The 25,378-nt window shown below is 72.0% G+C and carries 21 protein-coding genes; 6 read left to right on the forward strand and 15 right to left on the reverse strand.

What is annotated here, in order from left to right; translation table 11 throughout:
- Window positions 1-28 precede the first annotated feature (28 nt).
- From AC1PLR_RS08555 to ptsP, 10 genes are all read right to left on the reverse strand, one after another.
- Window positions 29-931: an HlyD family secretion protein gene (locus AC1PLR_RS08555; RefSeq protein WP_481103270.1), complete on the reverse strand. Its 903-nt coding sequence runs from the start codon at window positions 929-931 to the stop codon at window positions 29-31.
- Window positions 928-1,692, reverse strand: a complete 765-nt coding sequence (locus tag AC1PLR_RS08560; RefSeq protein WP_010342590.1) for an ABC transporter ATP-binding protein — start codon at window positions 1,690-1,692, stop codon at window positions 928-930. The genes AC1PLR_RS08555 and AC1PLR_RS08560 overlap by 4 nt, the downstream gene beginning before the upstream one ends.
- Window positions 1,689-2,822 (reverse strand): ABC transporter permease, encoded by a 1,134-nt coding sequence (locus tag AC1PLR_RS08565; protein WP_481103271.1) that lies wholly within the window; start codon window positions 2,820-2,822, stop codon window positions 1,689-1,691. Before AC1PLR_RS08565 ends, AC1PLR_RS08560 begins: the two co-directional genes overlap by 4 nt.
- Window positions 2,822-4,246, reverse strand: a complete 1,425-nt coding sequence (locus AC1PLR_RS08570; RefSeq protein ID WP_481103272.1) for an efflux transporter outer membrane subunit — start codon at window positions 4,244-4,246, stop codon at window positions 2,822-2,824. The genes AC1PLR_RS08565 and AC1PLR_RS08570 overlap by 1 nt, the downstream gene beginning before the upstream one ends.
- The gene (locus AC1PLR_RS08575; protein WP_010342683.1) at window positions 4,243-5,664 is read right to left on the reverse strand and encodes a sensor histidine kinase; all 1,422 of its coding nucleotides are present in this window, start codon (window positions 5,662-5,664) and stop codon (window positions 4,243-4,245) included. Before AC1PLR_RS08575 ends, AC1PLR_RS08570 begins: the two co-directional genes overlap by 4 nt.
- Complete coding sequence (locus AC1PLR_RS08580) at window positions 5,661-6,368, reverse strand: response regulator (RefSeq protein ID WP_019802458.1); 708 nt, start codon at window positions 6,366-6,368, stop codon at window positions 5,661-5,663. Before AC1PLR_RS08580 ends, AC1PLR_RS08575 begins: the two co-directional genes overlap by 4 nt.
- A 596-nt stretch (window positions 6,369-6,964) precedes the next feature.
- Window positions 6,965-8,233 (reverse strand): carbohydrate porin, encoded by a 1,269-nt coding sequence (locus tag AC1PLR_RS08585; protein WP_150408945.1) that lies wholly within the window; start codon window positions 8,231-8,233, stop codon window positions 6,965-6,967.
- A gap of 92 nt (window positions 8,234-8,325) precedes the next feature.
- On the reverse strand, window positions 8,326-10,056 hold the full coding sequence (locus AC1PLR_RS08590; RefSeq protein ID WP_481103273.1) for a PTS fructose transporter subunit IIC: 1,731 nt from the start codon (window positions 10,054-10,056) through the stop codon (window positions 8,326-8,328).
- Between the two features lie 55 nt (window positions 10,057-10,111).
- A complete protein-coding gene (gene pfkB, locus AC1PLR_RS08595) occupies window positions 10,112-11,065 on the reverse strand; it encodes a 1-phosphofructokinase (RefSeq protein ID WP_481103274.1) in 954 nt (317 codons plus the stop codon).
- A complete protein-coding gene (gene ptsP / locus AC1PLR_RS08600) occupies window positions 11,062-13,575 on the reverse strand; it encodes a phosphoenolpyruvate--protein phosphotransferase (RefSeq protein WP_481103275.1) in 2,514 nt (837 codons plus the stop codon). Before ptsP ends, pfkB begins: the two co-directional genes overlap by 4 nt.
- A gap of 162 nt (window positions 13,576-13,737) precedes the next feature.
- Between ptsP and AC1PLR_RS08605 the strand changes: the two genes are divergently transcribed.
- On the forward strand, window positions 13,738-14,718 hold the full coding sequence (locus AC1PLR_RS08605) for a LacI family DNA-binding transcriptional regulator (RefSeq protein WP_481103276.1): 981 nt from the start codon (window positions 13,738-13,740) through the stop codon (window positions 14,716-14,718).
- Window positions 14,719-14,796: 78 nt separating this feature from the next.
- Here the strand turns inward: AC1PLR_RS08605 and AC1PLR_RS08610 are convergent, their stop codons facing one another.
- Both AC1PLR_RS08610 and AC1PLR_RS08615 read right to left on the reverse strand, forming a co-directional pair.
- On the reverse strand, window positions 14,797-14,973 hold the full coding sequence (locus AC1PLR_RS08610) for a hypothetical protein (protein ID WP_010341034.1): 177 nt from the start codon (window positions 14,971-14,973) through the stop codon (window positions 14,797-14,799).
- Window positions 14,974-14,988: 15 nt separating this feature from the next.
- Window positions 14,989-15,312 carry a hypothetical protein gene (locus tag AC1PLR_RS08615; protein WP_017911090.1) on the reverse strand — a complete coding sequence of 108 codons (324 nt, stop codon included), beginning with the start codon at window positions 15,310-15,312 and terminating at the stop codon, window positions 14,989-14,991.
- A gap of 377 nt (window positions 15,313-15,689) precedes the next feature.
- Here AC1PLR_RS08615 and AC1PLR_RS08620 point away from each other — a divergent pair, with 377 nt between their 5' ends.
- The 4 genes from AC1PLR_RS08620 to AC1PLR_RS08635 all read left to right on the forward strand — a co-directional run bounded on the left by AC1PLR_RS08620 (window position 15,690) and on the right by AC1PLR_RS08635 (window position 21,551).
- The gene (locus tag AC1PLR_RS08620) at window positions 15,690-16,979 is read left to right on the forward strand and encodes a nucleotide sugar dehydrogenase (protein WP_481103277.1); all 1,290 of its coding nucleotides are present in this window, start codon (window positions 15,690-15,692) and stop codon (window positions 16,977-16,979) included.
- 149 nt (window positions 16,980-17,128) lie between these two features.
- Window positions 17,129-18,751, forward strand: a complete 1,623-nt coding sequence (locus AC1PLR_RS08625; RefSeq protein ID WP_481103278.1) for an FMN-binding glutamate synthase family protein — start codon at window positions 17,129-17,131, stop codon at window positions 18,749-18,751.
- A 17-nt stretch (window positions 18,752-18,768) separates the two neighbouring features.
- A complete protein-coding gene (locus tag AC1PLR_RS08630; RefSeq protein ID WP_481103560.1) occupies window positions 18,769-19,245 on the forward strand; it encodes an N-acetyltransferase family protein in 477 nt (158 codons plus the stop codon).
- Between the two features lie 119 nt (window positions 19,246-19,364).
- Window positions 19,365-21,551, forward strand: a complete 2,187-nt coding sequence (locus AC1PLR_RS08635) for a diguanylate cyclase domain-containing protein (RefSeq protein WP_481103279.1) — start codon at window positions 19,365-19,367, stop codon at window positions 21,549-21,551.
- Between the two features lie 31 nt (window positions 21,552-21,582).
- On the opposite strand, the gene AC1PLR_RS08640 is transcribed toward AC1PLR_RS08635, so the two are convergent.
- The 3 genes from AC1PLR_RS08640 to AC1PLR_RS08650 form a co-directional block, all read right to left on the reverse strand.
- On the reverse strand, window positions 21,583-23,040 hold the full coding sequence (locus AC1PLR_RS08640) for a serine hydrolase domain-containing protein (protein WP_481103280.1): 1,458 nt from the start codon (window positions 23,038-23,040) through the stop codon (window positions 21,583-21,585).
- A 141-nt stretch (window positions 23,041-23,181) separates the two neighbouring features.
- Entirely contained in the window at window positions 23,182-24,441 is a 1,260-nt protein-coding gene (locus tag AC1PLR_RS08645; RefSeq protein ID WP_481103561.1) for a TIGR03862 family flavoprotein, read from the reverse strand.
- A 13-nt stretch (window positions 24,442-24,454) separates the two neighbouring features.
- Entirely contained in the window at window positions 24,455-24,898 is a 444-nt protein-coding gene (locus tag AC1PLR_RS08650; RefSeq protein ID WP_481103281.1) for an FKBP-type peptidyl-prolyl cis-trans isomerase, read from the reverse strand.
- A 68-nt stretch (window positions 24,899-24,966) separates the two neighbouring features.
- On the opposite strand from AC1PLR_RS08650, the gene AC1PLR_RS08655 reads away from it, so the two are divergent.
- Window positions 24,967-25,332: a DUF6164 family protein gene (locus AC1PLR_RS08655; protein ID WP_481103282.1), complete on the forward strand. Its 366-nt coding sequence runs from the start codon at window positions 24,967-24,969 to the stop codon at window positions 25,330-25,332.
- The last annotated feature ends 46 nt before the right edge of the window (window positions 25,333-25,378 follow it).

Below are 25,378 nucleotides of genomic sequence, written 5' to 3' on the forward strand. Positions count from 1 at the left end.
CCTTTCGCCGCAGCGGCGGTGTGCAGGGTCAGCGCTTGGTCGTGGCCGGGTTGCGGAAGCGTACCAGCACGCGCTGGCCCAGGCGCAGGGTCGAGGGCTGGGTGAAGGCCAGCACGCAGGCCACGCTGCGGTCGTTGCCGGCGGGTGTGGCGTCGTCGTGCAGTTGGGTGGGGCCGTAGGCCGGCGCCAGCCAGCGCACCACGGCCTCGCCGAGCACGGTCTGGCGGCCGTCGTCGCTGATCACTTCGGCGGCCATGCCCGGGGTGACGCTGCCGGCATAGCTTTCGTTCAATTCGGCGCGGACCAGGCGCGGCGCGTCCGGCAGCAGGGTCAACAGCGGCGCGTTGGCCTCGGTGCGCGCGCCGACCGCCGCCGACAGCTGCAGCACGCGCCCGGCCACCGGCGCCTGCAGCCGGTACTGCGCACGCTGCAGCTCGGCCGCGCGCACCTGCGCGTCGGCCAGGGCGGCGTCGCTGCGCGCGGTGTCCAGCGCGTCGACCAGGCTCTGCACCGCGTCGCTGGCGTCGTCGGCGCTCTGGCCGTCGCCGGCGCCCAGGCGCGCGGCCTCGGCCAGCCGTCGTTGCTTCTGCTGGGCGCTTTGCAGGCGCTGCTGCAGCTGTTTCAGGTGGGTGGCCGCGGCCTGCGCGCGGGTGCGGGCGATGTCCAGGTCGACCGCGGCGGCGCGATCGTCGCCGGCGACCAGCACGGCGCCTTTCTGCACCGCGTCGCCCTCGTGCACCGGCACCTCGTGCAGGGTCGCGGCGACCGGCAGGCCGAGCTTGAGTACGCCGCCCTCTACGTCGATGCGGCCGCGCGCCACCGCCAGGTAGGCCGGTGGGGCGGCGGCCGCCGCCGGCGCCGGGGTGCGGTCCGATGGCGCGCATGCGGCCAGCAGCAGGCTCAGCAGGGGCGCGGCGGCGAACGCTTTCATGGTGCGGGATTCCGTGAGGGCAGGGGCGAGGGCGGCGCGTTCACGCGGCGGTCGTCGAGGATGCGGCCGTCCTCCATCGACAGCACGCGGTCGGCGTGGCGGATCAGGCGCGGGTCGTGGCTCACGCACAGCACCATGGTGTTGTGGCGGCGCGCGATGCGGTGCAGCAGGTCGATCACGATCTGGCCGTTGCCGGCGTCCAGCGCGCTGGTCGGTTCGTCGGCGAACAGCAGGGCAGGGTGCTTGGCCAGGGCGCGGGCGATCGCCACGCGCTGCTTTTCGCCGCCGGACAGTTCGGCCGGGCGCAGATGCTGGCGGTGGGCGATGCCGACCTCGGCCAGCGCCTCTTCGGCGCGGCTGCGCACCTCGGCGGGGGCCAGGCCCATGTACTGCAGCGGCAGCCGCACCTGGTCCAGCGCGCACAGCGCCGGGAACAGGTTGAAGCCCTGGAAGATGAAGCCGGTGTGGCGCAGCCGGAACTGCTCCAGCGCGGTGGCGCCGAGTGCGCCCAGTTCCTCGCCCAGCGCCAGCACCTGGCCGGCGTCGGCGCGCTGCAGGCCGCTGAGGATCGACAGCAGGGTGCTCTTGCCGCAGCCGGACGGGCCGGAGATCAGGGTCAGCTCGCCCGGCCACACCTGCAGTTCCACGTCGCGCAGCACCGGCGTGCGCAGGCTGCCGGAGACGAAGCTCTTGCACAGCCCGCTGCCGCGCAGGGTGGCGGCGGCCGGGTGCAGCGCGGCGGCGGCGACGATCCGGCTCATCGCAGCAGCAACGCCGGATCGGCGCGGCGCAGCCCGCGCAGCGCGGCCAGGGCCGAGACCACGGTCAGCAGCATCACCGCGCACACGCACAGGCCCCAGCCGCTGGCGTTGAACGCCACCGGCACGTCGTGCGCGCGGGCCAGCGCGACCAGCGCCGCGCCCAGCGCGCTGGCGCCGATCAGGCCCAGCGCACCGACCCAGGCGGCCTGTTCCAGCACCACCCAGCGCAGGTTGCGCATGCTCACGCCCAGCGCGTTGAGCGTGGCGTACTCGCGCGCGGCGCCGAGCACGGTGCCGAGCAGGGTCTGGCTCGTGATGGCCACGCCGACCAGCAGCACGATGCCGCCCAGGAACAGCACGCCGGAGCCGGCGCCGGTGTCGAACATCCAGAACAGGATGCTGCGCCGGGCGAACTCGTCGGCGCTCCAGGCTTCCACGCGCGGCCGCGTGACCGCGCTGTCGATCGCCTGCGCCACCGCCTGCGGGTCGGCGCCGGGGCGCAGCTTGGCCACCATGTAGGTCGGCCAGTCCGGATGCGCGCTGTCGGTGTTGAGCGCGCGCGCGGTATCCAGCGAGGCCAGCACGTTGACCCCGCCCAGCGCGCGCAGGCCGCGGCCGACCCCGATCACCCGCACACGGTGGCCGTTGATGCGCGCGCTGCTGCCGATGTCGACGCCGAGCTTGTCCAGCTCCGCGCGGTCCACCACCACGGTGTCCGGCTCGCGCAGGGCCGCACGCAGCGCCGGGCTGAGCAGGCGCGAGAACATCAGCCCGCCGTCGCGGGTGTCGATGCCGGAGATGTAGACCGACACCGCGCCGGTGTCGCCGGGGCCGCGCCAGTCGCCGTCGAACCAGATGAACGGCTCGACCTGCGCCACCCGCGGGTCCAGGTACAGCGGCGCGGCCGCGTCCGGATCGATGGCGCGGCCCTGGTCCACGCTCTGCGTGCCGGGATAGCCCAGCCACAGGTCGGCGTCGGAGCCGGAGACGTACACGCTGGCGCTGCCGAAGATGCCCAGCACCAGCGCGGTCTGCAGCAGCAGCAACAGGCTGGCGAAGCCCACCGACACCACCACCGGCAGGAAGCGGCGCCACTCGTAGCGCAGGGTCTGGCGGGCCAGCGCGACCATCAGGGCTGCGCGCCTTCGCGCTCGTTGCCGGTGCCGGGAATCGGCGCGGTGGCGCTGCCCAGCGCGGTGTGCAGGGCGACGTAGGCCAGGTCGCGCTGGCGCTGCGCTTCCAGCAGCTCCAGCGTCGCCTGGTCGCGCGCGGCCTGCTGCGTGGCCACGTCCAGGTCGCTGCCCAGGCCCAGCCGCCGGCGCTGCTGCGCCGCCTCGGCGACCTGCTGCTGCGCCTGCAGCACCTGTTGCTCGGTCTCGACGTTGCGCCGCTGCTGTTCCAGCGCGGTCAGCGCGTCCTCGACCTCGTTGACCGCCGACAGCACGGTCTGCCGGTAGGCCAGGGTGGCCGCTTCCAGCAGGTCGCCGCGCGCCTTGGCCCTGGCCTGACGGATGCCCCAGTCGAACAGCGGGATGTCGATCACCGGGCCGAACGAGGCGATGCCGTGGGTGGCGGTGCGGCGGTGGCTCAGCAGGCTGGTCGACCAGCGGATCGCGCCGCCCAGGCCGATGCTGCCGTAGCGGTCGGCGCGGGCGATGCCCAGGGCGCCGGCGGCGCTGATCACCTCGGCCTCGCGCGCGGCGATGTCCGGGCGCCGCCGCAGCAGGTCGGCCGGCACGCTGTCGACCGCGGCGATCTGCAGTTGTCCCGGCGCGCTGCTGGCCGCGGCCGTGCTCCACGCCGGATCGGGCGCGTCGCGGCCCAGCAGCAGCGCCAGGCGCCGCGCGGCCGCGGCCGCGGCGTCGCGCGGTTCGTTCACCGCGCTCTGCGCCTGCAGTACCGCCGCCTGCGCCTGCGCCGCGGTGGCCGGCGCGGCCAGATGCAGGTCGACCAGGGTCTGCTGCAGGCTGGCCTGGCGCTGGCGCGCGTCGGCGATGTCCTGCAGCAGGCGTTCGGCCTGCTGCGCGTGGCGCAGGTCGATCCAGTTGTGGGTCACGTCGGAGATCGTCGCCGCGCGCACCTGCGCCAGGTTGGCCTGGGCGCTCTGCAGGTCGCCGCGGGCCACGCGGTTGGTGGCTTCGCCGCGACCGAACAGCGGCAGCTCCCACTCCGAATCGACGCCCACGACCAGGAACGAGGCGCTGGCGTCCGGATCGATCGGATCCTCGGTGCGCGCACGCAGTTGCGGCCGCAGCGTCGCGTCGGCGACCGCATCCAGTCGCCGCGCCGCGCGCAGCCGCGCCAGCGCCTGGCCGACCTCGAGATCGTCCTGCAGCGCCTGCGCGACCAGCGCATCGAGTTGCGGATCGTGGAAATCCTGCCACCAGGCACTGCCCGGCGGGCGCGGCGCGGCCGCCTGCGGCGTCGCGCTGCTCCAGTGCGCGGGCAGCGACGGCTGGCGCAGATCGGGGATGGGCTTGCTGGCGCAGCCGCCCAGCGCCAGCGCGCTGGCCAGCGCCAGTGCGCCGGCGCAGCGAAGACGGTGGCGGCTCATGCGCGCGGCTCCGCGCCGGCCGGCAGGTCCAGTTCCGCGCGCAGGCCGCCCAGTGCCGAGCGCCGGTAGCGCAGCGTCGCGTGGTGGCGGGCGGCGATGTTGGCGACGATGGCCAGGCCCAGGCCGGTGCCGCCTTCGGGCGCGTCCGGCGCGCGGAAGAAGCGCTCGCCCAGGCGCGGCAGCAGGGCCTCGTCGATGCCGCTGCCGGCATCGTCCACGGCCAGGCGCACGTACAGCGGATCGCGGCGCAGGCTGACCGTGACCATGCGGCCGGCGGCATGCCGGAAGGCATTGTCCAGCAGGTTGTCGAGCAGTTCGCGCAGCGCATAGGTGTCGGCGGCCACCCAGGCGGGCGCGTCGTCGTCGCCGGCGTCGTAGCCCAGGTCCACGCCGGCGTGCAGCGCGTCGGGGATGCGGTCGGACAGGGCCTGCGGCAGCCATTGCGCCAGGTCCAGCGGCAGCAGCTCGCGGATGCTCTCGCGCGGCGCCTGGGTGCGGGTCAGCGCCAGCAACTGGGTGGAGGTGCGGGTGGCGCGGTCCGTCAACTGACGGATGTGCTGCAGCGCCTGCGCGGTGTCTTCCGGGCGCTGGCCGGCCTGGGCGCGCTGCACGTGCATGCTCAGCCCGGCGAGCGGCGTGCGCAACTGGTGCGCGGCATCGGCCAGGAAGCGTTCCTGCAGCGCCATCATGTGCTTGAGCCGGCCGAGCAGGCCGTCGATGGCCTGGGTCAGCGGCAGGATCTCCACCGGGATGTCCGGGCCGGACACCGGGCTGAGGTCGCGCTGGCTGTCGTCGAGCCGGCGCACCGCCGGCTCCAGCATGCGCAGGCCGACGCGCACGCCGTGCCAGACCAGCACCAGCAGCGAGCAGGTGAGCAGCAGTTCGGTCGGCAGCATCAGCACCAGGATCTCGCGGGCGCGGCGGTGGCGGTCGTCCAGGGTCTCGGCCACCGACACGGTGAGCCAGTCGCCCGGCTCCAGCGCCGAGGGCAGCAGCAGGCTGGCCACGCGCACCGGCACGCCGTTGTCCATGCGGTCGTCGTACAGCATCACCCGGCCGATCTCGGCCGGATCCGGGTGCTTGGGAATCGGCTGGGTGCTGCCGCTGATCACCCCGTGGCGGCGGCTGTCGAGCTTGAAGAACACCCGGCCGTCGCTGCTGTACTCCAGCAGCTGCCGCGCCTGCAGGGTCAGCGGCATGCGCTCGCCGGGGTCGTTGACCGCGTTCGCCAGGCCCTGCGTGTCCTCCTTCAGGTCCATGTCGTGGACGTGATTGGTGTACTTGAGCATCAGCAGGTAGAACAGCGACGACACCACCAGCATCAGCAGCACGGTCGGGATCAGCAGAAACGCCAGCAATCGCTGGCGCAGGCTGGGATGGCGGTAGGCCGGCGCGTGCGCGGCGGTGGTCGCGCTCACTGCGAGGTCTGTGCGTGGTCGGCGGCCGGTGAGGCGGCGTGCGACTCCTCCAGCAGATAGCCCAGGCCGCGGATGGTTCGGATGCCGACACCGGCGCCATGCAGCTTGCGCCGCAGGCGATGCATGGAGATGTCCAGGCCGTTGTCGGTGATTTCGTGCTGCCAATCGCACAGCGCCTCGGTCAGCTGGCTGCGGCTGACCACGCGCCCGCTGCGCAGCAGCAGGGTTTCCAGCAGCGCGAACTCGCGCGCGGTCAGGTCCAGCGGCTGGTCCTGCAGCCACACCCGGCGTCCGGCCAGGTTGATGCGCAATTGCCCCAGCACCAGCTCCGGCACGCCGCCGCTGCTGCTGCGGCGCAGGAGCGCGCGGGTACGGGCAAGGAACTCGGACAGTTCGAAGGGCTTGATCAGGTAGTCGTCGGCGCCCTCGTCGAGCGCGCGGATGCGGTCTTCCACCGCGTCGCGGGCGGTCACCACCAGCACCGGGATCTCGTCGCGGCGGGCGCGCAGGCGTTGCAGCACCTGCAGCCCATCGCGGCGCGGCAGGCCCAGGTCCAGCACCAGCAATTGATAGCTTTCGCTACCGAGCGCGCGTTCGGCGGCGGCACCGTCGCCGACATGGTCTACCACGTGGCCGCACTCGGCGAGCGAGTCGCGTAATGCAACGGCAATGGACGTATCGTCTTCGGCAACCAGGATGCGCATGACGCGAAATGCTTGCAACGGGGATGTGGGAAAACCGTCGTAATCGGCGGCGGCGAAGTCGCTACGTTCACATACGTCGATGTAGCTTCGATGGAGTCTGTATCCAGATTCTGCGATGCGGTGATGACGATTGTCATCCATGACATCTTTCGCGCGCTCGCCGGTCCGGACACCGCCGGGTAGGAAAAATCCTATAGCCGACCGCGGCATCCGCCGATCCTCACGCCCCCGGGGCGGCGGCATCATGCATGCGTCGGCAACGTCACCGCTCCCGCGCCAGGGAGACGGCTCCCACGGAATCGAACGGATCTCGATTCGCCGGCCACGTTTCGCTCCCGCAGGCGCCGACGGATCGGCGCAGCGCCACTGCGATCGGAATCGAAGGGAAGAAAACGCACGAGGCCCCGGCATGCCGGGGCCTCGTGCGTTCAACGTGCCGCTATCGAGCTTGAATCAAGTCGGCATCTGCGTGGATGGGTCGGTCTGCACTGATGCTGTCAGCGCCGCAGCGCACACCATTGCCTGTACGCAGACTTTCAGGCCGCAGTCCGCCCGCCTTTGCCAATCCCCAATCCCGACTCCCAAATCCCGGCCCCTCAGAGCGCCCAATCCAGCCGCAACCCGGCCACCAAGGCATTGGGCAGGTCGCGGGTGCGGGCCGGCTCGTTGAACTGGTCCGGGTGCACGATGTAGTGCAGGTTCGGGGCGATGCGCAGTTGCGGGGTCACCTGGATGCCGTAGCTCAGTTCCATCATGGTCTGGGAGCGGTGCGGGGTGCCGCTGCCGCCGGCCGCGGCGCGGGCCAGGCGCAGGTCTTCCAGGGCGTCGTCGCTGTAGTGCTGCTGGGTGACGACGAAGGCGATGTTGTCCTGCGGGCGGCTGGCGAAGGTGCCGCGCTGGACCAGGCCCAGTTCCAGGAAATGGTCTTCGATCAACTGCCCGGAGGTGCCCTTGAGCACCGAGCCGAACAGCACCAGGCCGCGGTTGCTGTCCGGGTCGGGGCGGGTGACCTGCTGTTCGAAGCGGAAGAACGCGCCGGAGCGGCCGCTGCGGGTGGCGTAGTCCAGCCCGCTCAGCCGCGCCGGATTGCCGTTGCGGTCGTTGAGCGGATCGCGGTAGTCGGAATTGTCCTGCCAGCCGCCGAGCTCGTACATCGCCGGCAGGCGCGCGCCGCTGGCCTGGGTGCTGTAGCCGATCGCGTACGGCACGATCACCCCGGTGCTGTCGTTGGTGCTCCAGTTCAGGCCGTGCTGGCCGCGTTCGGCCTGGATCGGGTTGACCTCGTAGGCGCCGACGTGGACGTAGACGTTCGGGGTCACCCAGGCCTTGGCGTGCGCGGCCCAACTGGACACCGGCCAGTAGGTGAAGTTGCTGGTGCGGAACACGAAGGTCGGGTTGCCGCAGGCCGAGTTGCCCTGGAAGTAGCCGCACAGCTCCGAGCCCAGGAAGTGGATGTTGGCCACGCTGCGGCCTGCCTCCAGTTCCAGGCGGTCGTTGAACAGCTTCTGGTCGATGGTGAAGTTGGCCAGGCGCGTGCCCTGGCCGCCGTAGATTTCCTGCACCGAGGTGCTGTTGCCGATGTTGCCGTTGGCCAGGTTGGTGCCATGGCGATTGATGCCGTAGACCTTCAGCGTGGCGCCGTTCCAGCCCATCAGCCGTTGCAGGTCCACGTCGGTGCCGAACATCAGCTGCCCGGCGTAGGCGCTGCCCTCATGCTTGCCGCCGTCCAGCGACACGGCGCCTTCGCCGGTGTAGGCGAGCTTGAGCTTGAAGGCGTCGCTGGCGTCCTGGGCGTGGGCCAGCGGTGCGGCGAGCGCGAGCGCCAGGGTGGCCAGGGGCAGGGACGAGACGAGGGGACGGGACATGGCGGAACTCCTCAGCAGGGAAAGGCCGGCGCGCCGCCAGCGGCGACGGGGGGAGGGGCATCGCATGGCGACGCGCCGGCGCATGGACGGGATCAGGCGAGAACCGGCTTCTTCAGCACCCGCAGCGCCACCGCGGTGACCACGGTGCCGGCGAGCAGCGCCACCAGGTACATGCCCAGGTGGCCGACCGCATTGGGGATCGGCAGCACGAACACACCGCCGTGCGGCACCTTCAGTTCGGCGCCGGCAGCCATCGAGATCGCACCGGCCAGGGCCGAGCCGAGCATCAGCGCGGGGATGGTGCGCAGCGGGTCGCGCGCGGCGTACGGGATTGCGCCTTCGGTGACGAAGGCCAGGCCGAGCACGCCGGTGGCGGCGCTGCTGCCGCGCTCGTCCTGGGTGAAGCGGCTGCGGAACACCCAGGTGGCCAGGGCGATGCCCAGCGGCGGGGTCATGCCGGCGACCATCGCCGCGGCCATCGGCGTGTACACCTGGCTGGCGATCAGGCCGGTGGAGAAGGCGTAGGCGGCCTTGTTGACCGGCCCGCCCATGTCGAAGGCCATCATCGCGCCCAGCAGCAGGCCCAGCAGCACCGCGCTGCTGCCCTGCATTCCGCGCAGCCATTCGGTGAGCCAGGCCAGCAGTTCGGCCACCGGCTGGCCGACCACGTAGAGCATGGCCAGGCCGACCAGCAGGGTGCCCAGCACCGGCAGGATCAGCACCGGCTTCAGGCCCTCGAGCGTGCGCGGCAGCTTGATCGCCCGGTTCAGCGCGGCCACGCCGTAGCCGGCGATGAACCCGGCCAGGATGCCGCCGATGAAGCCGGCGCCGAGGTTGGCCGCGACCATGCCGCCGATCATGCCGGGGGCGATGCCGGGGCGGTCGGCGATGGAGTAGGCGATGTAGCCGGCCAGGGCGGGCACCATCAGGGTGAAGCCGGCCTTGGCGCCGATCTGGAACAGCGACCAGGCCAGGGTGCCCTTGTGCGCGTCGTCGAAGGCGTAGATGCCGCCGAGCGCGAAGGCCAGCGCGATCAGCAGGCCGCCGGCGGTGACGAAGGGCAGCATGAACGACACGCCGGTCATCAGGTGCTTGTACGGGCCGGCGGAGCGGCCGCCCTGGGCCTTGGCCGGCGCGCTGCCGCCATTGCCGGCGGCGTGCACGCTGGCCTCGGCCAGGGCCTTGCGGATCAGTCCCGGGCCGTCGTTGATCGCCGGCTTGGTGCCGCTCTTGAACAGGCGCTTGCCGCCGAAGCGGCCCAGGTCGACCTCGCGGTCGGCGGCGATCAACACCAGGTCGGCGGCGGCGATCTCCTCGGCGCTGAGCGCGTCCTGCGCGCCGACCGAGCCCTGGGTTTCCACCCGGATCTGGTGGCCCAGCAGCTTGGCCGCCTGCTGCAGGCCTTCGGCGGCCATGAAGGTGTGGGCGATGCCGGTGGGGCAGGAGGTGATGGCGACGATGCGCTTGCCGGCACCCTCGGTGCTGTCGGCCGCGGCCGGCACGGCGGCGGCGTCGGACGTCGCGGCGGCCAGCAGCGGCGCCAGCACCGCGCCGGCGTCGGCCAGCACCGCGTCCAGCGCGCTGCGCTGCACGTGGCGGCCGGCGAAGCGGGCGGCATCGACGTCGCCGTCGCCGACCAGCAGCAGCGGCGCGGCGGCGGATGCGGCGGCCAGGTCCAGCGGCGCGATCACGCCCTGCGGCGTACGCACCTCGGCCTGCAGGACGGCGCCCCGCAGCGTGGCGGCATGACGCAGCGCCTCGGCGGCGAGGACGGCTTCGGTACTGCGATCGCCGGCGGCGATCACCACGAGGATCGGATTCATGCGGGCTCCTGATGAGCGCAAGAGGGCGCGGCGCACAGCAGCGACGCGACGGAAGTCATGCCAGGGTCTCCACGCCGACCGCAGCGGCCAGCTCGGCTAGGTGCTCGCGCGGCAGGCGGCGGGCGACGCCGCTGCCCAGCGTGGCCACGGCGAAGGCGGTGGCCTGGCGCGCGCAGGTTTCTAGGTCGGCGTCGGCGCGCAATGCCGCGACCAGGCCGGCCACCATCGCATCGCCGGCGCCGACGCTGCTGCCGCCGGTCACCTGTGGCGGCTGTGCCAGCAGCGCCTGCTCGCCGCGCACGAACAGCGCGCCGTCGCTGCCCAGCGACACCACGACCAGGCCGATGCCGCGCGCCAGCAAGGCGCGTGCGGCGCCGAGCAGCTCGGCGGTGCTGGCCAGCGGCGCGCCGGCCCACTCCTCCAGTTCGTGGCGGTTGGGCTTGATCGCGAACGGCAGTTGCGCGCGCGGCGCGTCCAGGGCGGCGTGCAGCGGCGCGCCGCTGGTGTCCAGCAGCACCCGCGCACCGGCCGCGGCGGCCTGCGCCTGCAGCTGCCGCCAGGTGTCCTCGGCCAGGCCGGCCGGCAGGCTGCCGCAGAGCACCACCGGCAGGCCGGGGCGCAGCAGCTCGGCCAGACGCGCGCCGACGCTGTCGAATTGCGCCTGGTCCAGGGCCAGGCCGGGCAGGTTGATGTCGGTGGTGGCGCCGCTGTCGGCGGCGACCAGCTTGAGGTTGGTGCGGGTGTTGCCGGGCGCGCGCAGGCAGCGGTCGTCGATGCCGCGTTCGGCGAACAGCGTCTCGAACGTCTGCGCGTTGTCCGCGCCGAGCACGCCGAGCGCGGCGCAGCGCAGCCCGGCGTCGGCCAGGCAGGCGGCGACATTGATGCCCTTGCCGCCGGCGATGGCATGGGCGCTGCGTGCACGGTGCACCTGGCCCGGTTGCAGCCGGTCGATCGCCACGGTCAGGTCGATCGCCGGATTCAGGGTGACGGTGACGGCATCGACGCTCATGCGTCGGCTCCGCCATCGAGCGCGCGTACGTCCGCCGCGCTCTCGCACTCCAGTGCGCGCTGCGCCAGCGCCTGCAGCGCGTCCAGGCGGCTGCCGCGCAGGCGCGCCTTCACCGCGGGGATGTCGTTGGGGGTCATCGACAGTTCGTGCACACCCAGCCCGGCCAGCAGCGCCGCGCCGAACGCGTCGCCGGCCAGGCCGCCGCACACGCCGACCCAGCGGCCGTGGCGCGCCGCGCCCTCGACGGTGGTGCGGATCAGCCGCAGCACCGCCGGATGCAGGCTGTCGGCCTCGGCGGCCAGGTCCGGGTTCTGGCGGTCGATGGCCAGGGTGTACTGGGTCAGGTCGTTGGTGCCGATCGAGAAGAAGTCCGCGTGCTTGGCCAGCGTATCGGCCTGGATCGCCGCGGCCGGCACTTCGATCATGATGCCCAGCGGCACCTCCGGCGCCTGCAGCTCCGCGCGCAGGCGCTCGCATTCGGCGCGCAGCGTCAGCAGTTCCGCCGCCGAGGTGATCATCGGGAACATGATCGCCAGGCGTGCGCCGTCCTTGGCGGCGCGGTACAGCGCGCGCAGCTGCGGTTGCAGCAGGTCGGCGCGGCGCAGCAGCAGGCGCGCGCCACGCACGCCCAGGAACGGGTTGTCCTCGCGCGGCAGGTTCAGGTGCGCGACCTGCTTGTCGCCGCCGATGTCCAGCGCGCGCACGATCAGCGCGCGGCCGTCCAGTGCCTGCGCCATCGCCGTGTAGGTGGCGTACTGCTCGTCCTCGCTGGGGGTGCTGCCGCGTTCCAGGAACAGGAATTCGGTGCGCATCAGGCCCACGCTCTCGGCGCCCTGCGCCAGTGCCGCGGCGACCTGCTCGGGCAGGTTGACGTTGGCGCCGATCTCCACGCGATGGCCATCCTCGGTCTGCGCCGGCTGGTTGCGCTGCTCGGCCTCGCGCGCGCGCAGCTGCTGCTGCTCGTCGATGTAGGCGCGGGCCGAGGCCAGGTCGGCCTCCGACGGCGCCAGGTACAGGCGACCACTTGTCCCGTCGACGATGACGGTGGCGCCGTCCTCCAGGTCCAGCAGGTCGGCGCCGCCGGCGACCAGCGCCGGCAGGCCGAGGGTGCGCGAGAGGATCGCGGTGTGCGAGGTCGGGCCGCCCACGGCGGTGGCCAGGCCGAGCACGCGCGAGGTGTCGAGGTTGGCGGTATCCGACGGCGACAGGTCGTGGGCGAGCAGGATGCACGGCGCGGCCGGCAACTGCGCCAGGCTGCCGCCGGCCAGGCTCGGATCCAGTTGCGCCAGCACCCGGCGGCCGACGTCGCGCAGGTCGCTGGCGCGTCCGGCCAGCACCGCGTTGCCCAGCGCCGAGAGCTTGTTGGCCAGGCGCTCGACCGACTGCTGCCAGGACCACGCGACGCCGTGGCCCTCGACCATCAGCTGGCAGGCCAGGGTGATCAGGTCGGTGTCGTTGAGCAGTTCGGCCTGGGCGCGGAAGATCGCCGCATCGCCGGCGCCGAGGCGGCGCCGGGTGTCGTCCTCGATGGCCTGCAGTTGCGCGCGGGTGCGCTGCAGGGCGTCGTGCAGCAGGGCGCCGCCGTCGCTCAGCGGCACCGGCGTGTCCTCCACCGCGACATCATGCCCGGCCAGCTTGTGCACCACGCCGATCGCCAGACCGGGGCTGGCGCCGATACCGACGATGGCCGGCTGCGCCTGCGGCGGGGTCCAGCCGGCGACCGGCGCGGCGCGGCGTTGCGCGGCGGCCTCGGCATCGGCCTGCTCCTGCGCGGTCAGCGCGTCGATCACGCTGCGCAGCCGCGCCAGCGCCGCCGCGGCGTCCTGGCCCTCGGCGGAAATGGTCACGGTGTCGCCGGCGTGCAGGCCCAGTTGCAGCAGCGACACCAGGTTTTTGGCGTCGCCGACCTGGTCGCCGGCGCGCACCTGGATGCGGGCGGCGAAGCCGCGCGCGGTTTCCACCCAGCGCGTGGCCGGGCGTGCGTGCAGGCCGCTGGGGTAGCGCACGGTCCAGTCGAAGCGCTCGGCCAGGTCGCTGGCCGGGGCGGTGGGCGCGGTGGGGGCCGCGTCCTCGCTCAGCGCGGCGACGATCGTCTGCGGGTCGTCGCTGGCGAACAGCGCCTCCAGCCGCGGCGGGTCCTGGATCAGGCGGGTCAGCCGCCGCAGCACGGCGATGTGGGTGTCGGACTGGGCGGCGATGGCGACCACCAGGCGCGTGGTCTGGCCCGGGTTCCACTCCACACCCTCGCGCAGTTGCAGGACGGCGATGCCGTCGCGGCGCACCAGGTGGCGGTCCTCGCCGGTGCAGTGCGGGATCGCCACGCCGTGGCCCAGGAAGGTGTTGGCCAGTGCTTCGCGGCGCAGCATGCTGGCCTCGTAGGCCGGCGGCACGTAGCCGGCGGCGACCAGCAACTGCGCCGCCTGGGCGATCGCGTCGGCCTTGTCGTGGGCCTGGGCGGCGACCCGGACCAGGTCGCTGGAAACCAGGGAGGAGGAGGGCGTCTGGGACACGCGGAGTCCTTGAGGGTGGGCGACGAGTGGGCGCAGTGTGGGAACGTTCCCAGTCGATCGTCAATGTGCAGTGCACAATTCTTTCGGAAAAGCCTGGTGCTACTATCCGGAGGCGCCACAAAGACAGGGGGTCGACATGGAAAACAAGCGGGAACGTTGCCAGTGAGCGTCAGCATTCACGACGTGGCGCGGGTCGCCGGCGTTTCGACCTCGACGGTGTCGCGCGCACTGGGCCACGGCCCGGTCAGCGAGGAGGTGCGGGCGCGGGTGGAAGCGGCGGTACGCGAAACCGGCTACCGCCCCAACCTGATGGCGCGGCGGCTGCGCTCGCAGCACTCGGGAGTCGTGGGCCTGATCGTCGCCGACATCCGCAATCCGTTCTTCACCGCGGCGATCCGCGCGGTCGAGGACGTGGCCTACCGCGCCGGCATGCGCGTGATCCTGTGCAATACCGACGAGGATCCGCAGCGCGAGGCGTTGTACCTGCAACTGATGCAGGAAGAGCGGGTCAGCGGGCTGATCTTCGCCCCCACCCGCACCACCCAGAGCCAACTGGGCACGTTGAGCTTCGACCATCCGGTGGTGCTGCTGGACCGCGCCGGCAAGCGCGGCACGCACGACAGCGTGGTGCTGGACAATGCGGCGGCGATGGCGGCCCTGGTCGATCACCTGGTCGATCGGGGCGTGCGCCGGATCGGCGGCCTGTTCGGCAGGACCAGCAGCACCGCCGCCGAGCGTCGCGACGGCTATCTGGAGGCGATGCGCGGGCACGGTCTGGCGCCGGACTACCGCGAGGTGGCGCCGAGCGCGGAGGCGGCGATCGCCGAGGTTCAGGACTGGCTGGCGCAGGCGTCGCGACCGGACGCGCTGGTGGCCAGCAACAGCCTGCTGCTTATGGGCGCGATGAAGGCCGCGCGCGGCGCCGGCCTGCGCATTCCGCAGGATCTGGCGCTGGCCGGCTTCGACAACGAAAGCTGGACCGACCTGGTCGAGCCCGGGATCACCGTGATCGAACAGCCGGTGGAAGAGATGGGACGCACCGCGATGTCGTTGCTGCTGGAGCGGATGAACGCACCGACGCAGCCGACCCGCAAGGTGGTGCTCAGCGGCCGCTGCATCGTGCGCGGATCGAGCCTGCGCTGATGGCCGCGGGGTTGTGAGGGAGCGAGAGGGGTGCCGCTGCGGCGACGGTACACTGCCGCAGCGGGCGTGGTGGCCTGCTTACTCGCTGCCGTCCGGTCGCGGGTAGTCGTGCTCGGGATCGGCGTGGTCGCGCTTGGGGTCGCTGTCGGGTTGGTCGCGATCCTTCCACTGCGCGTCGTCGTTGTGGATCTTGTCCGGCGTGTGGCTGCGTTGCTGGGAATCGTGGGCGTTGTCGCGGTTGGCGGGCGGGGACATGACGAACCTCTTGGATCAGGCGGGAGTGGGCGCCGGATCCGGATGGCGATCGTGCTGCTCGGATCCGTCCAGGCGCGCCCAGCAGGCGACGACCAGGGTTTCGGCATCGCTCCAGGCGATGCGCGGCCAGGGGTGTTCGGCGTCGTAGCGCTGACGCAGGCGCTGCAATCGCACGTCGTTGGATTCGCGCGGCAACTGCAGGAACACATCGCAGGCCATCTTGATCAGGCGCGCATGTTCGCTGAACGACTGCGACCCCAATTTGCCCGCCGCGTGCAGCGCTTTCCAGTGCGCCAATTCGGCTTCGACATCCACGAGCAGGCTCGGAGCGTGACTCACGCGAGTTCTCCTTGAGTGAGAGGAAAGAGGGAGGCGGAGGGTGCCCCCCTGGCAGCCACCGCTCCATCACCCTAGGCCGCGGCGCGTAAAGGTGAGGTGGTGCTCATGTGGTGTGGATGACAAGACGCGCGCTCACACGGCCACAAAGCGTGATGTTGCACGCCGACTTTCACACGCAGCGTTGTGAAGGCGGCCGACGCGGCGTGCGAATGCGAGGCGCGCATCTGCGACCCTGGCGTTCCGCCGAGCGATCTGGTCCGCGCCGCTGCAGCGGCTTACCATGCACGACGTCCGCGTCCGCGTCCGCGTCCGCGGGCGCCCCGAGTTCCCCACCACGCGCCGACGGCTGCCGTTGCCGGCGCCCGTAAAGGATTGGCATGTCCGTCACCCCCGTGTTCGATTCCGCGCCGCCGCGCATCGCCGTGATCGGCCTCGGCTACGTCGGCCTGCCGCTGGCGGTGGCGTTCGGCGCCCGCCACGACACGCTCGGCTACGACATCGATGCACAGCGGGTGGCGCAACTGCGCGCCGGACACGACCAGACCCTGGAACTGGAGGCCGAGGAACTGCGCGCCGGCGTGCACCTGCGCTACAGCGACGATGCCGCCGCGCTGCGCGACCGCAACGTGTACATCGTCACCGTGCCGACCCCGATCGACGCGCACGAGCAGCCCGACCTGCAGCCGCTGCGCCAGGCCAGCGAGCTGCTGGCCGGCGTGCTCAAGCGCGGCGACCTGGTGATCTACGAGTCCACCGTCTACCCGGGCACCACCGAGGAAGTCTGCGTGCCGTTGCTCGAGCAGGGCTCGGGGTTGCGCTGCGACGTCGACTTCCATTGCGGCTACAGCCCGGAGCGGGTCAACCCCGGCGACCGCCAGCGGCGCCTGGCCGACATCCGCAAGATCACCTCCGGCTCCAACCCCGCCGCTGCCGACGCGGTGGACGCGCTGTACGCCGGCATCATCGCCGCCGGCACCTGGCGCGCGCCGTCGATCCGCGTGGCCGAGGCGGCCAAGGTGGTGGAGAACATCCAGCGCGACGTCAACATCGCCCTGGTCAACGAGCTGGCGCTGATCTTCGACCGGCTCGGCATCGACACCCAGGACGTGCTGGACGCCGCCGGCACCAAGTGGAACTTCCTGCCGTTCCGGCCGGGCCTGGTCGGCGGCCACTGCATCGGCGTCGATCCTTACTACCTGCTGCACAAATCCGAGAGCGTGGGCTACCACCCGGACCTGATCCACACCGCACGCCAGGTCAACAACCGGGTCGGCGCGCATGTCGCCGCGCGGGTGCAGGCACTGCTGGCCGGCAAGGGCGTGGCGATGGCCGATGCGTCCGTGCTGGTGCTCGGCGTCACCTTCAAGGAGAACTGCCCGGACCTGCGCAACAGCCGCGCGCTGGAACTGGTGCAGGCGCTGGCCGCGGCCGGCGCCCGCGTCGACGCCTGCGATCCCTGGGCCGATCCGCAGGCGGCGCAAGCGCACGGCGTCGAGCTGCTGCCCGAACCGGTGCCCGGCCGCTACGACGCGGTGGTGCTGGCGGTGGCGCACGCGGCCTACCGCGACCTGGACGCGGCGCAGATCCGCGCACTCGGCACGCCCGACCTGGTGGTCTACGACGTAAAGTCGGTGTGGCCGCGCGCGGCGGTGAACGACCGCCTGTAAGACGGGGCGCGGGCGCGCGCCAGCCCACAGCGCTGGCGCGCCTGCCACCCGCACGCTGTACCTGCGCGGAGCGGACCCGGCGGCGGTCGCAACGCGATGACCGCCACACCCTCTACACTCGCCGGCTTCCGACGCCTGCGAGGACCGCGATGCACCGCTACCTAGCCTATCTCGCCAGCTGCCTGCTGCTGGCGCTGTCCATCGCCTTGTGCGCGATCTGGCCGCTGTGGGGCTGGGGCGTGGCCGCCTTCGCCGTGCTGGCGGTGCTGGGCACCGTGGACCTGCTGCAAACCCGCAGCACCCTGCGCCGCAACTACCCGATCCTGGCGCATTTCCGCTATGGCCTGGAATCGGTCGGCCCGGAGATGCGCCAGTACTTCCTGCAGAGCGACATCGAGGAGGCGCCGTTCTCGCGGCAGCAGCGCGCCCTGGTGTACCAGCGTGCCAAGAACGTGATGGACGTGGTGCCGTTCGGCACCCAGCGCAGCACCTACGCGCCGGACTACGAGTGGATCAACCATTCGCTGGCCACCAGCGAGATCGCCGACCACGACTTCCGCGTCACCATCGGCGCCGACTGCGCGCAGCCCTACGCGGCCAGCGTGTTCAACATCTCGGCGATGAGCTTCGGCGCGCTGTCGGCCAACGCCATCCGCGCGCTCAATGCCGGCGCGCGCCAGGGCGGTTTCTACCACGACACCGGCGAGGGCTCGATCTCGCCCTACCACCGCGAGTGCGGCGGCGACCTGGTGTGGGAGATCGGCTCGGGCTACTTCGGCTGCCGCGACGAGGAGGGGCGCTTCGACCCGCAGCGCTTCGTCGCCAACGCGACGCTGGAGCAGGTCAAGATGATCGAGATCAAGCTCTCGCAGGGCGCCAAGCCGGGCCATGGCGGGGTGCTGCCGGCGGCCAAGGTCAGCGCCGAGATCGCCGCCACCCGCGGTGTCGCCATGGGGCGCGACTGCGTGTCGCCGTCGCGGCATTCGGCGTTTTCCACGCCGCTGGAGCTGCTGCAGTTCGTGGCGCGGCTGCGCGAACTGTCCGGCGGCAAGCCGACCGGTTTCAAGCTGGCGATCGGCCATCCGTGGGAGTGGTTCGCCATTGCCAAGGCGATGCAGGAAAGCGGGCTGTACCCGGACTTCATCGTCGTCGACGGCGCCGAGGGCGGTACCGGCGCGGCGCCGGCCGAGTTCATCGACCACGTCGGCGTGCCGATGCACGAAGCGCTGCTGCTGGTCCACAACACCCTGGTGGGGCTGGACATCCGCGAGCGCATCAAGCTCGGCGCCGCCGGCAAGATCACCAGCGCCTTCGACATCGCGCGCACGCTGGCGCTGGGCGCGGACTGGTGCAACGCCGGGCGCGGCTTCATGTTCGCGCTGGGCTGCATCCAGTCGCTGAGCTGCCACAGCGACCGCTGCCCCACCGGCATCGCCACCCAGGATCGGCGCCGCTGGCAGCACCTGGACCCGACCGACAAGGCCACCCGGGTCGCGCACTACCACGCCAACACGCTCAAGGCCCTGCGCGAACTGCTCAGCGCCGCCGGGCTGACGCATCCTTCGCAGCTGGGGCCGGAGCACATCCTGCGCCGCATCTCGCAGGTGGAGATCCGCTCGCTGGCCTCGCTGTACCGCTACCTGGAGCCGGGCGAACTGCTGCGCACGGTGCCCGACCATGCGGTCTTCCACGATTACTGGGGCGACGCGCGCAGTGATTCGTTCCAGCCGCCGGAGCGGATCCGGCGCCTGCGCGATAGCAAGTCGCAATGAGCGAGGCGCCGCCGCCGATACGGTTGCGGCCCGGAGTGCCCGAGGACATCCCGACGCTGTGGGCGTTGCGTACTCGTTGCGTGCGCGAGGTCTGCAGCAGCCATTACCCGCCGGAGGTGATCGCGCGCTGGTCGGCGGCGCCGGCACCGGCGTCTTATCGCGGGCTGGTCGCCGCGGGTGGGGCGATCGTCGCGGAGGATCGCGACGGCCGCGTGCTCGGCTTCGGCACCGTCGACCTGGCCGTTGCCGAGATCGACGGCCTGTTCGTCGATCCCACCCTGCGCGGCGGCGGCCTCGGCCGGCGCCTGCTGCAGGCACTGGAACAGCGCCTTGCAGCCTGTCCGCGCATCCAGGTCGCCGCTGCACTGAACGCGGTGGCGTTCTACCGTTCGCAGGGGTATGTGGTGGTGCGCGAGGGAGGCTATCCCCATCCCAGCGGCATCGTCCTGGACTGCGTGATCATGGAGAAACGTGGCGCGGCCGCGCCACGCTGAGGTCGGTATCTCAGTACATCGCGTGGACGCGGCCGTTTTGCACTGCCGCATGCACGGCGGATGCTCGCCATCGCTGTCGCCGCCCGTTATCGTGCCGGTTCCTCCTCGGCGTGCTGCGCATGAACCAACCCTCGGTCCCCGACGTCGTTCCCGCGCCGCTGCCCGTCGACGAAGCGGAGCGCCTGCGTGCACTGGCCGAGCTGGGGATGCTGGACACCCCGCCGGAGCCGACCTTCGACGACCTGATCTGGCTGACCAGCCGGCTGTGCGAGGTGCCGATCGCCCTGATCTCGCTGATCGACGAACGCCGGCAATGGCTCAAGGCCAGCTGTGGCCTGCCCGCCGGCACCACCGGGTATCCGCGCGAGATGGCGTTCTGCACCTATGCCTTGCTGGAGCCGCAGTTGCTGGAGGTGCCGGACGCCACGCTGGATCCGCGTTTCGCCGGCAACCCGCTGGTGTGCGGCGCGCCGCACCTGCGTTTCTACGCCGGCATGCCGCTGATCGGCGATCAGGGCCACAGCTACGGCACCCTGTGCGTGATCGACATCCGTCCGCGGCAGCTGGACGCACGCCAGCGCGAAGGTCTGCAGCGCCTGGCCCGGCAGGTCACCGCGCATCTGGAGGCGCGCCGCGACGCACGCACCGCCCACGACCAGGCCAAGACGCTGAGCCTGCTGCTGGAAACCATGCCCGACGGTGTGGTCTCGTGCCTGGCCGATGGCACGCTGGGTGAGTTCAACCAGGTGGCGCGGCAGTGGCACGGGGCCGATCCGCGCGCCTTGCCGCCCGAGCAGTGGGCGCAGTACTTCGATCTGTTCGACGCCAGCGGCAAGCGCCCGCTGGCCAGCGAGGAAGTGCCGCTGGTCCGGGCCTGGCGCGGTGAATCGGTGCGCGATGCGGAAATCGTGATTGCCGCCAAGGGGCAGGCGCCGCGCAGCGTGCTGTGCAATGCGGAACGCCTGGAAGGCGGCGATGGGCGCAGCCTGGGCGCGGTGTGCGTGATGCGCGACGTCAGCGCCGAACGCGCGGCGTCGCACGCGGCGCTGCTGGCCGGGCAGCGCTTCTCCGGTGCCTTCTCGGTAGCCGCGCACGGCATGGCGCTGGTGTCGCTGGAAGGGCGCTGGCTGGACGTCAACGACGCCTTGTGCGCGATGCTCGGCTACAGCCGCGCGGAGCTGCTGGAGCTGCGCTTCCAGGATCTGACCCATCCTGACGACCTCGCCGAGGACATGGAACAGGTGGCCGCGTTGATCGCCGGCCGCCGCAACGACTACCACAGCGAAAAGCGCTATCACCACCGCGACGGCCATACCGTGCGTGTGCGCCTGGCGGTGTCGCTGGTGCGCGACGAGCAGCAGCGTCCGCTGCACTTCGTCACCCATATCCAGGACATCACCGAGCAGCACCAGGCCGAGCACCGCCTGCGCGACAGCGAGGCGCAACTGCGCACCATCGCCGATAACGCCCCGGCGCTGATCGCCTACCTCGACCACGACCTGCGCTACCAGTTCGTCAACCGGCCGTATGCGGCGTGGTTCGGGCTGGCGCCGGAGCGCATCATCGGCCGCCGCCTGCACGAGGTGCTGGATCCACAGCAGCAGGCCTTGCTGCAAGCGCATCTGCCGGCAGCCCTGCAAGGCGTGCCGGCGCAGTTCGATGCGGAGTTGTGCGATGCCGCCGATGCCCTGCGGATCATGCATTTCAGCCTGATCCCGGACGTGGCGCTGGCGCCGCAGCGGGTCGGCCTGCACCTGATGATCAGCGACATCACCGGGCAGACCCGGCTGGCGCGGTTGCTGGAAGAGCGTGCACTGCGCGACGAGCTGACCGGGCTGCCGAACCGGATGGCCTGGAACCAGACGCTGCGGCGGCGCATGAACGAGCGCCGCAGTCAGGGCCAGGTGGCGGTGATGTTCCTGGATCTGAACGACTTCAAGAGCGTCAACGACCGTTTCGGCCATCACGTCGGCGATGCATTGCTGGTGCACTTCGCGCGGCTGCTGCAGCGCTGCCTGCGCGGGCAGGACAGCATCGCGCGGTTGGGCGGCGACGAGTTCGTGGTGCTGCTGGAAGGGCTGGCCGACGCCAGGCGCGAAGTGCTGGCGGCCGCGGCGCGGATCATGGAGGCGTGCGCGGACGGCTGCGAGGTCAGTGGCCGGCACCTGCCGTTGCAGCCGAGCATCGGCATCGCCGTGCAGGCAGGGCCCGGCTTCGATCCGGTGCTGCTCACCCAGCGCGCCGACGAGGCCATGTACGTGGCCAAGCGCGATCCGCAGGCGCGGGTGCAGATCGCAACCCTCTGAGCGCGGCCCGCCGGCGCGATGCCGGCGCTGGCTACGGTGCGGTGTCCGCGGCCACGCGCCGGAACGGATAGTGACCGACATCGGCGTCGAGCGTGCCCTGGTCGGCATCGCCGGGCGTATCGAAGCGGATGACGATGTCCTGCGCGCTCAGGAAGAATGCGTGATCCGACGCGGGAAGCAGCGGATACGCCTGATCCTTGCGCAGTTCCACCAGCAGGCGGCCCTGCGCTTCGCGTATCTGGAACGTGCCCAGCTCGGGAATGGCGAACGTGCCGACGAAGCGCCGTTGCGCGGCGATGTCCAGCGCGACGGCAGTGCGCCGGATCGGCTGGAAATCCGGCCAGGCATAGGCCGCGGCGACGGCGCGCACGATCTCCAGACCCAACTGGTAGCCCTGATCGCCATTGCTCAGCACCACGGCGCCATCGCATCCCTGCGGATACACCACCAGCGTGGCCTTGTAGCCGGCGTTGGAGCCGTCGTGATAGACGTACTTGCGCGCGCTGGCGCCGCCGATATTCAGGCCCAGGCCGTAGCCGTCCCGCACCGGGGTCATCATGGCGCGCGCGCTGGCGGCGGACAGCACGCGGCCGCGGCCGACCTGCGCATCGCACAGTTCGATCGCATAGCGCGCCAGGTCCTGCGCGTTGGTCCACAGGCCGGCCGCGGCCAGTTCCGGGTAGGTGTGTGGGCCGCCTGCCACCGGTGCGCCATTGGCATCGTGCGGTTGCGCCGCGTGCGCCAGATCGCGTGCGGGCAGCGGTTGGCGGAAACTGCTGGCGCGCATGCGCAGCGGCGCCAGCACGCGCTGCTGCAGCAGCGTCGGAAAGTCCTGCCCGCCGACGTCGATCAGCAATTGCTGCATCACCGTGTAGCCGCCGCCCGAATAGCGGTAGCGCACCCCGACCGGCGCCTCCACCCGCACCGGCGCCGAGTTCGCGGGCGCCTGGCCGTCGAGCACCTGCTGCAGGGTGGGCACGGCGGCGCCGCGGGCGTAGCCATCGAAACCGTGCACGCTGGTGCCGGCGGTGTGCGACAGCAGCTGACGCAGGGTCACCGGATGGTCGTGGCTGTCGGCGGAATCGGGCAGCGTCCACGAGGTCAGGCGCGCATTGACCGGGGCGTCCAGCGCCACGCGTCCGTCCTGGACCAGGGACAAGGCCGCCATCGCCGCCACCGGCTTGCTCACCGAGCCGGCCTGAAACAGGGTCCTGGCATCGACCGCGACCCCGCCGCTGGCGGTGACGCCATAGCCCTGCGCCCAGGCGATGCGGCCGCGATGGATCACCGCGATCGCCACGCCCGGGACGTGCAGCGCGTCCATCTGGTCGAGCAGCGACAACTGCCCGCCCGCCTGGTCCTGGGTGACGACGGCCGGCAGCAGGCCATGCTCGACCTGCCGGACCTTCGGGCTGGTGTTGGGCGCGGCACTCGCGGCCACGACGTTGCCGGCCAGGCCAAGTGCGCAGAACAGGATCGATGGGCGCATGCGTCGCTCCAGGCGGCAGGTGAGCTGGAACCGCGAGACAGCCGCGGTCGCCACGTCCGTGCAGGAATACGTGCTGCGGCGATGGCGACGACAGGCCCGAAGGTCACTGGCCGTTCCGGCCAGTCGCCGTGCCGATGTCGCTCAGCGCGTGGCGCGTTGCAGCCAGGCCACCGCGCCGCGCCCGGCGCGCACGCCGCTGGCGAAGCACGCGGTGAGCAGGTAGCCGCCGGTCGGCGCTTCCCAGTCGAGCATTTCGCCGGCGCAGAAGGTGCCGGGCAGCGCCTGCAGCATCAGGTGCGCATCCAGCGCCTCCAGGCGCACGCCGCCGGCGCTGCTGATCGCCTCGGCCAGCGGGCGCGGGCGCAGCAGGGTCAGCGGCAGGCGCTTGAGCGTGGCCGCGGCCAGCGCCGGATCCTGGCCGGCCTGCTTGCCGAGGATCTCGAACAGCAGCGCCGCCTTGACCCCGTCGATGCCGGCCTGGCGGCGCAGATGCTCGCCGAAGCTGCGGCCGCCGCGCGGCTTGCCCAGTTCGGCCTGCAGCCGCGGCAGATCCCGGCCGGGCGCCAGGTCCAGCCACAGCGTGGCCGGGCCGTGCGCGGCGATGGCCTCGCGCAGGTCCGCGGCCAGCGCATAGATCAGGCTGCCTTCGATGCCGTGTTCGCCGACCACGCATTCGCCCTGCAGCGACTGCGCCTGGCCCTGCGCGTCGTGCCAGTGCGCGACCACCGGCTTCAGCGGCGCGCCGGCGTGGCGTTCGCGGAAATGCGCGCTCCAGTCCACGTCGAAGCCGCAGTTGGCCGGCTGCAGCGGCGCCACTTCCACGCCGCGCACGCGCAGCGTGTCCTGCCAGGCGCCGTCGGAGCCGAGCTGCGGCCAGCTGCCGCCGCCCAGCGCCAGCACGCAGGCATCGGCCTGCACGCGCTGCTCGCCATCGGCGCCGGCGAAGCGCAGCGCGCCGTCCGCGGCCCAGCCCAGCCAGCGCTGCTGCACGTGGAAGCGCACCCCAGCGTCCTTCAACCGCCGCACCCAGCCGCGCAGCAGCGGCGCCGCCTTGCGGTCCAGCGGGAACACCCGGCCGGAACTGCCGACGTAGGTCGCCACGCCCTGCGCCTGCGCCCAGGCGCGCAGCGCGTCGGCATCGAAGTCGGCCAGCCAGTCGCCGACCGCGGTCGCGCGTTCGCGATAGCGGGCGACGAAGCGCTCGAATGGATCGGAGTGGGTCAGGTTGAGGCCGCCCTTGCCGGCGATCAGGAACTTGCGTCCCACCGAGCCCTTGGCCTCGTACACGTCGACCTCGGCGCCGGCGGCGCGCGCGGTCTCGGCGGCGATCAGCCCGGCCGGGCCGCCGCCGACGATGACGAGACGGCCGCGCACCGGCGCGGCGTGCTTGCTGGCGGGCATCGGCGCAGTCGGCTCAACGCGGCTGGACATCGAGCAGTTCGACCTCGAACACCAGCGAGGCGCCCGGCGGGATCACCCCGCCGGCGCCGCTGTCGCCGTAGCCGTAGTCCGACGGCAGCATCAGCAGGCGCTTGCCGCCCACGCGCATGCCGGCCACGCCCTCGTCCCAGCCGCGGATCACCTGACCACCGCCCAGCACGAAGCTGAAGGGCTGGCCGTGGTCGGCGGAGGCGTCGAACTTCTCGCCGCGCTTGTCCTTGGCATGCTCGTCGTACAGCCAGCCGGTGTAGTGCACGGTGACCCGGCTGCCGGGGCGCGCCTCGGCGCCGTCGCCGACGCGCTCGTCGGTGGCCTGGAACGCGGCGATGCTGCCGCCGGGCGGCGGCCCTGGCGGCGTGCAGCCGCCCAGCAGCCACGCCGGCAACGACAGGCTCAACAGCAGCAGGATTCGGCGCATGCGGGACGTCCACGGCGGGCAAGGGCGTGCAAGGGTAGCGCATCGCCGCAGCGGCTATCATGCGGCGCATGGCCAAACTGTTGCTCAACCTGCGCCACGTGCCCGACGACGAACGCGCCGATGTGTGCGCGCTGCTCGATGCTGCCGGCATCGGCTACTACGAAACCCGTGCCGGCACCTTCGGCATCTCCGCCGGCGGCATCTGGCTGCGCGAGGACGCCGAGCAGGCGCGCGCCAAGGCGCTGCTGGCCGAGTACCAGGCCGAACGTGGCCAACGCGCCCGCGCCGAGCGCGCCGCGGCGTTGCGCGACGGCAGCGCCGAGACCTTCGCCAGTCTGTTGCGGCGGCGCCCGCTGTTCGTGCTGGCGACGTTGCTGGGCATGCTGCTGGTCGCTTCGCTGGTGCTGCTGCCGTTCCTGCTGCTGCGCGGCTAGCGGCGCACGCTGCGACACGCGTCGCCGAGATACCGGTGTGCGCTGG

This window comes from Xanthomonas sp. NCPPB 3570 (assembly GCF_056725115.1).

Coding starts and splice junctions, on each gene's coding strand:
- AC1PLR_RS08555 (WP_481103270.1), bottom strand. CDS start 931: ATGAAAGCGTTCGCCGCCGCGCCCCTGCTGAGCCTGCTGCTGGCCGCA.
- AC1PLR_RS08560 (WP_010342590.1), bottom strand. CDS start 1,692: ATGAGCCGGATCGTCGCCGCCGCCGCGCTGCACCCGGCCGCCGCCACC.
- AC1PLR_RS08565 (WP_481103271.1), bottom strand. CDS start 2,822: ATGGTCGCGCTGGCCCGCCAGACCCTGCGCTACGAGTGGCGCCGCTTC.
- AC1PLR_RS08570 (WP_481103272.1), bottom strand. CDS start 4,246: ATGAGCCGCCACCGTCTTCGCTGCGCCGGCGCACTGGCGCTGGCCAGC.
- AC1PLR_RS08580 (WP_019802458.1), bottom strand. CDS start 6,368: ATGCGCATCCTGGTTGCCGAAGACGATACGTCCATTGCCGTTGCATTA.
- AC1PLR_RS08585 (WP_150408945.1), bottom strand. CDS start 8,233: ATGTCCCGTCCCCTCGTCTCGTCCCTGCCCCTGGCCACCCTGGCGCTC.
- AC1PLR_RS08590 (WP_481103273.1), bottom strand. CDS start 10,056: ATGAATCCGATCCTCGTGGTGATCGCCGCCGGCGATCGCAGTACCGAA.
- pfkB (WP_481103274.1), bottom strand. CDS start 11,065: ATGAGCGTCGATGCCGTCACCGTCACCCTGAATCCGGCGATCGACCTG.
- AC1PLR_RS08610 (WP_010341034.1), bottom strand. CDS start 14,973: ATGTCCCCGCCCGCCAACCGCGACAACGCCCACGATTCCCAGCAACGC.
- AC1PLR_RS08620 (WP_481103277.1), top strand. CDS start 15,690: ATGTCCGTCACCCCCGTGTTCGATTCCGCGCCGCCGCGCATCGCCGTG.
- AC1PLR_RS08625 (WP_481103278.1), top strand. CDS start 17,129: ATGCACCGCTACCTAGCCTATCTCGCCAGCTGCCTGCTGCTGGCGCTG.
- AC1PLR_RS08635 (WP_481103279.1), top strand. CDS start 19,365: ATGAACCAACCCTCGGTCCCCGACGTCGTTCCCGCGCCGCTGCCCGTC.
- AC1PLR_RS08640 (WP_481103280.1), bottom strand. CDS start 23,040: ATGCGCCCATCGATCCTGTTCTGCGCACTTGGCCTGGCCGGCAACGTC.
- AC1PLR_RS08645 (WP_481103561.1), bottom strand. CDS start 24,441: ATGCCCGCCAGCAAGCACGCCGCGCCGGTGCGCGGCCGTCTCGTCATC.
- AC1PLR_RS08650 (WP_481103281.1), bottom strand. CDS start 24,898: ATGCGCCGAATCCTGCTGCTGTTGAGCCTGTCGTTGCCGGCGTGGCTG.
- AC1PLR_RS08655 (WP_481103282.1), top strand. CDS start 24,967: ATGGCCAAACTGTTGCTCAACCTGCGCCACGTGCCCGACGACGAACGC.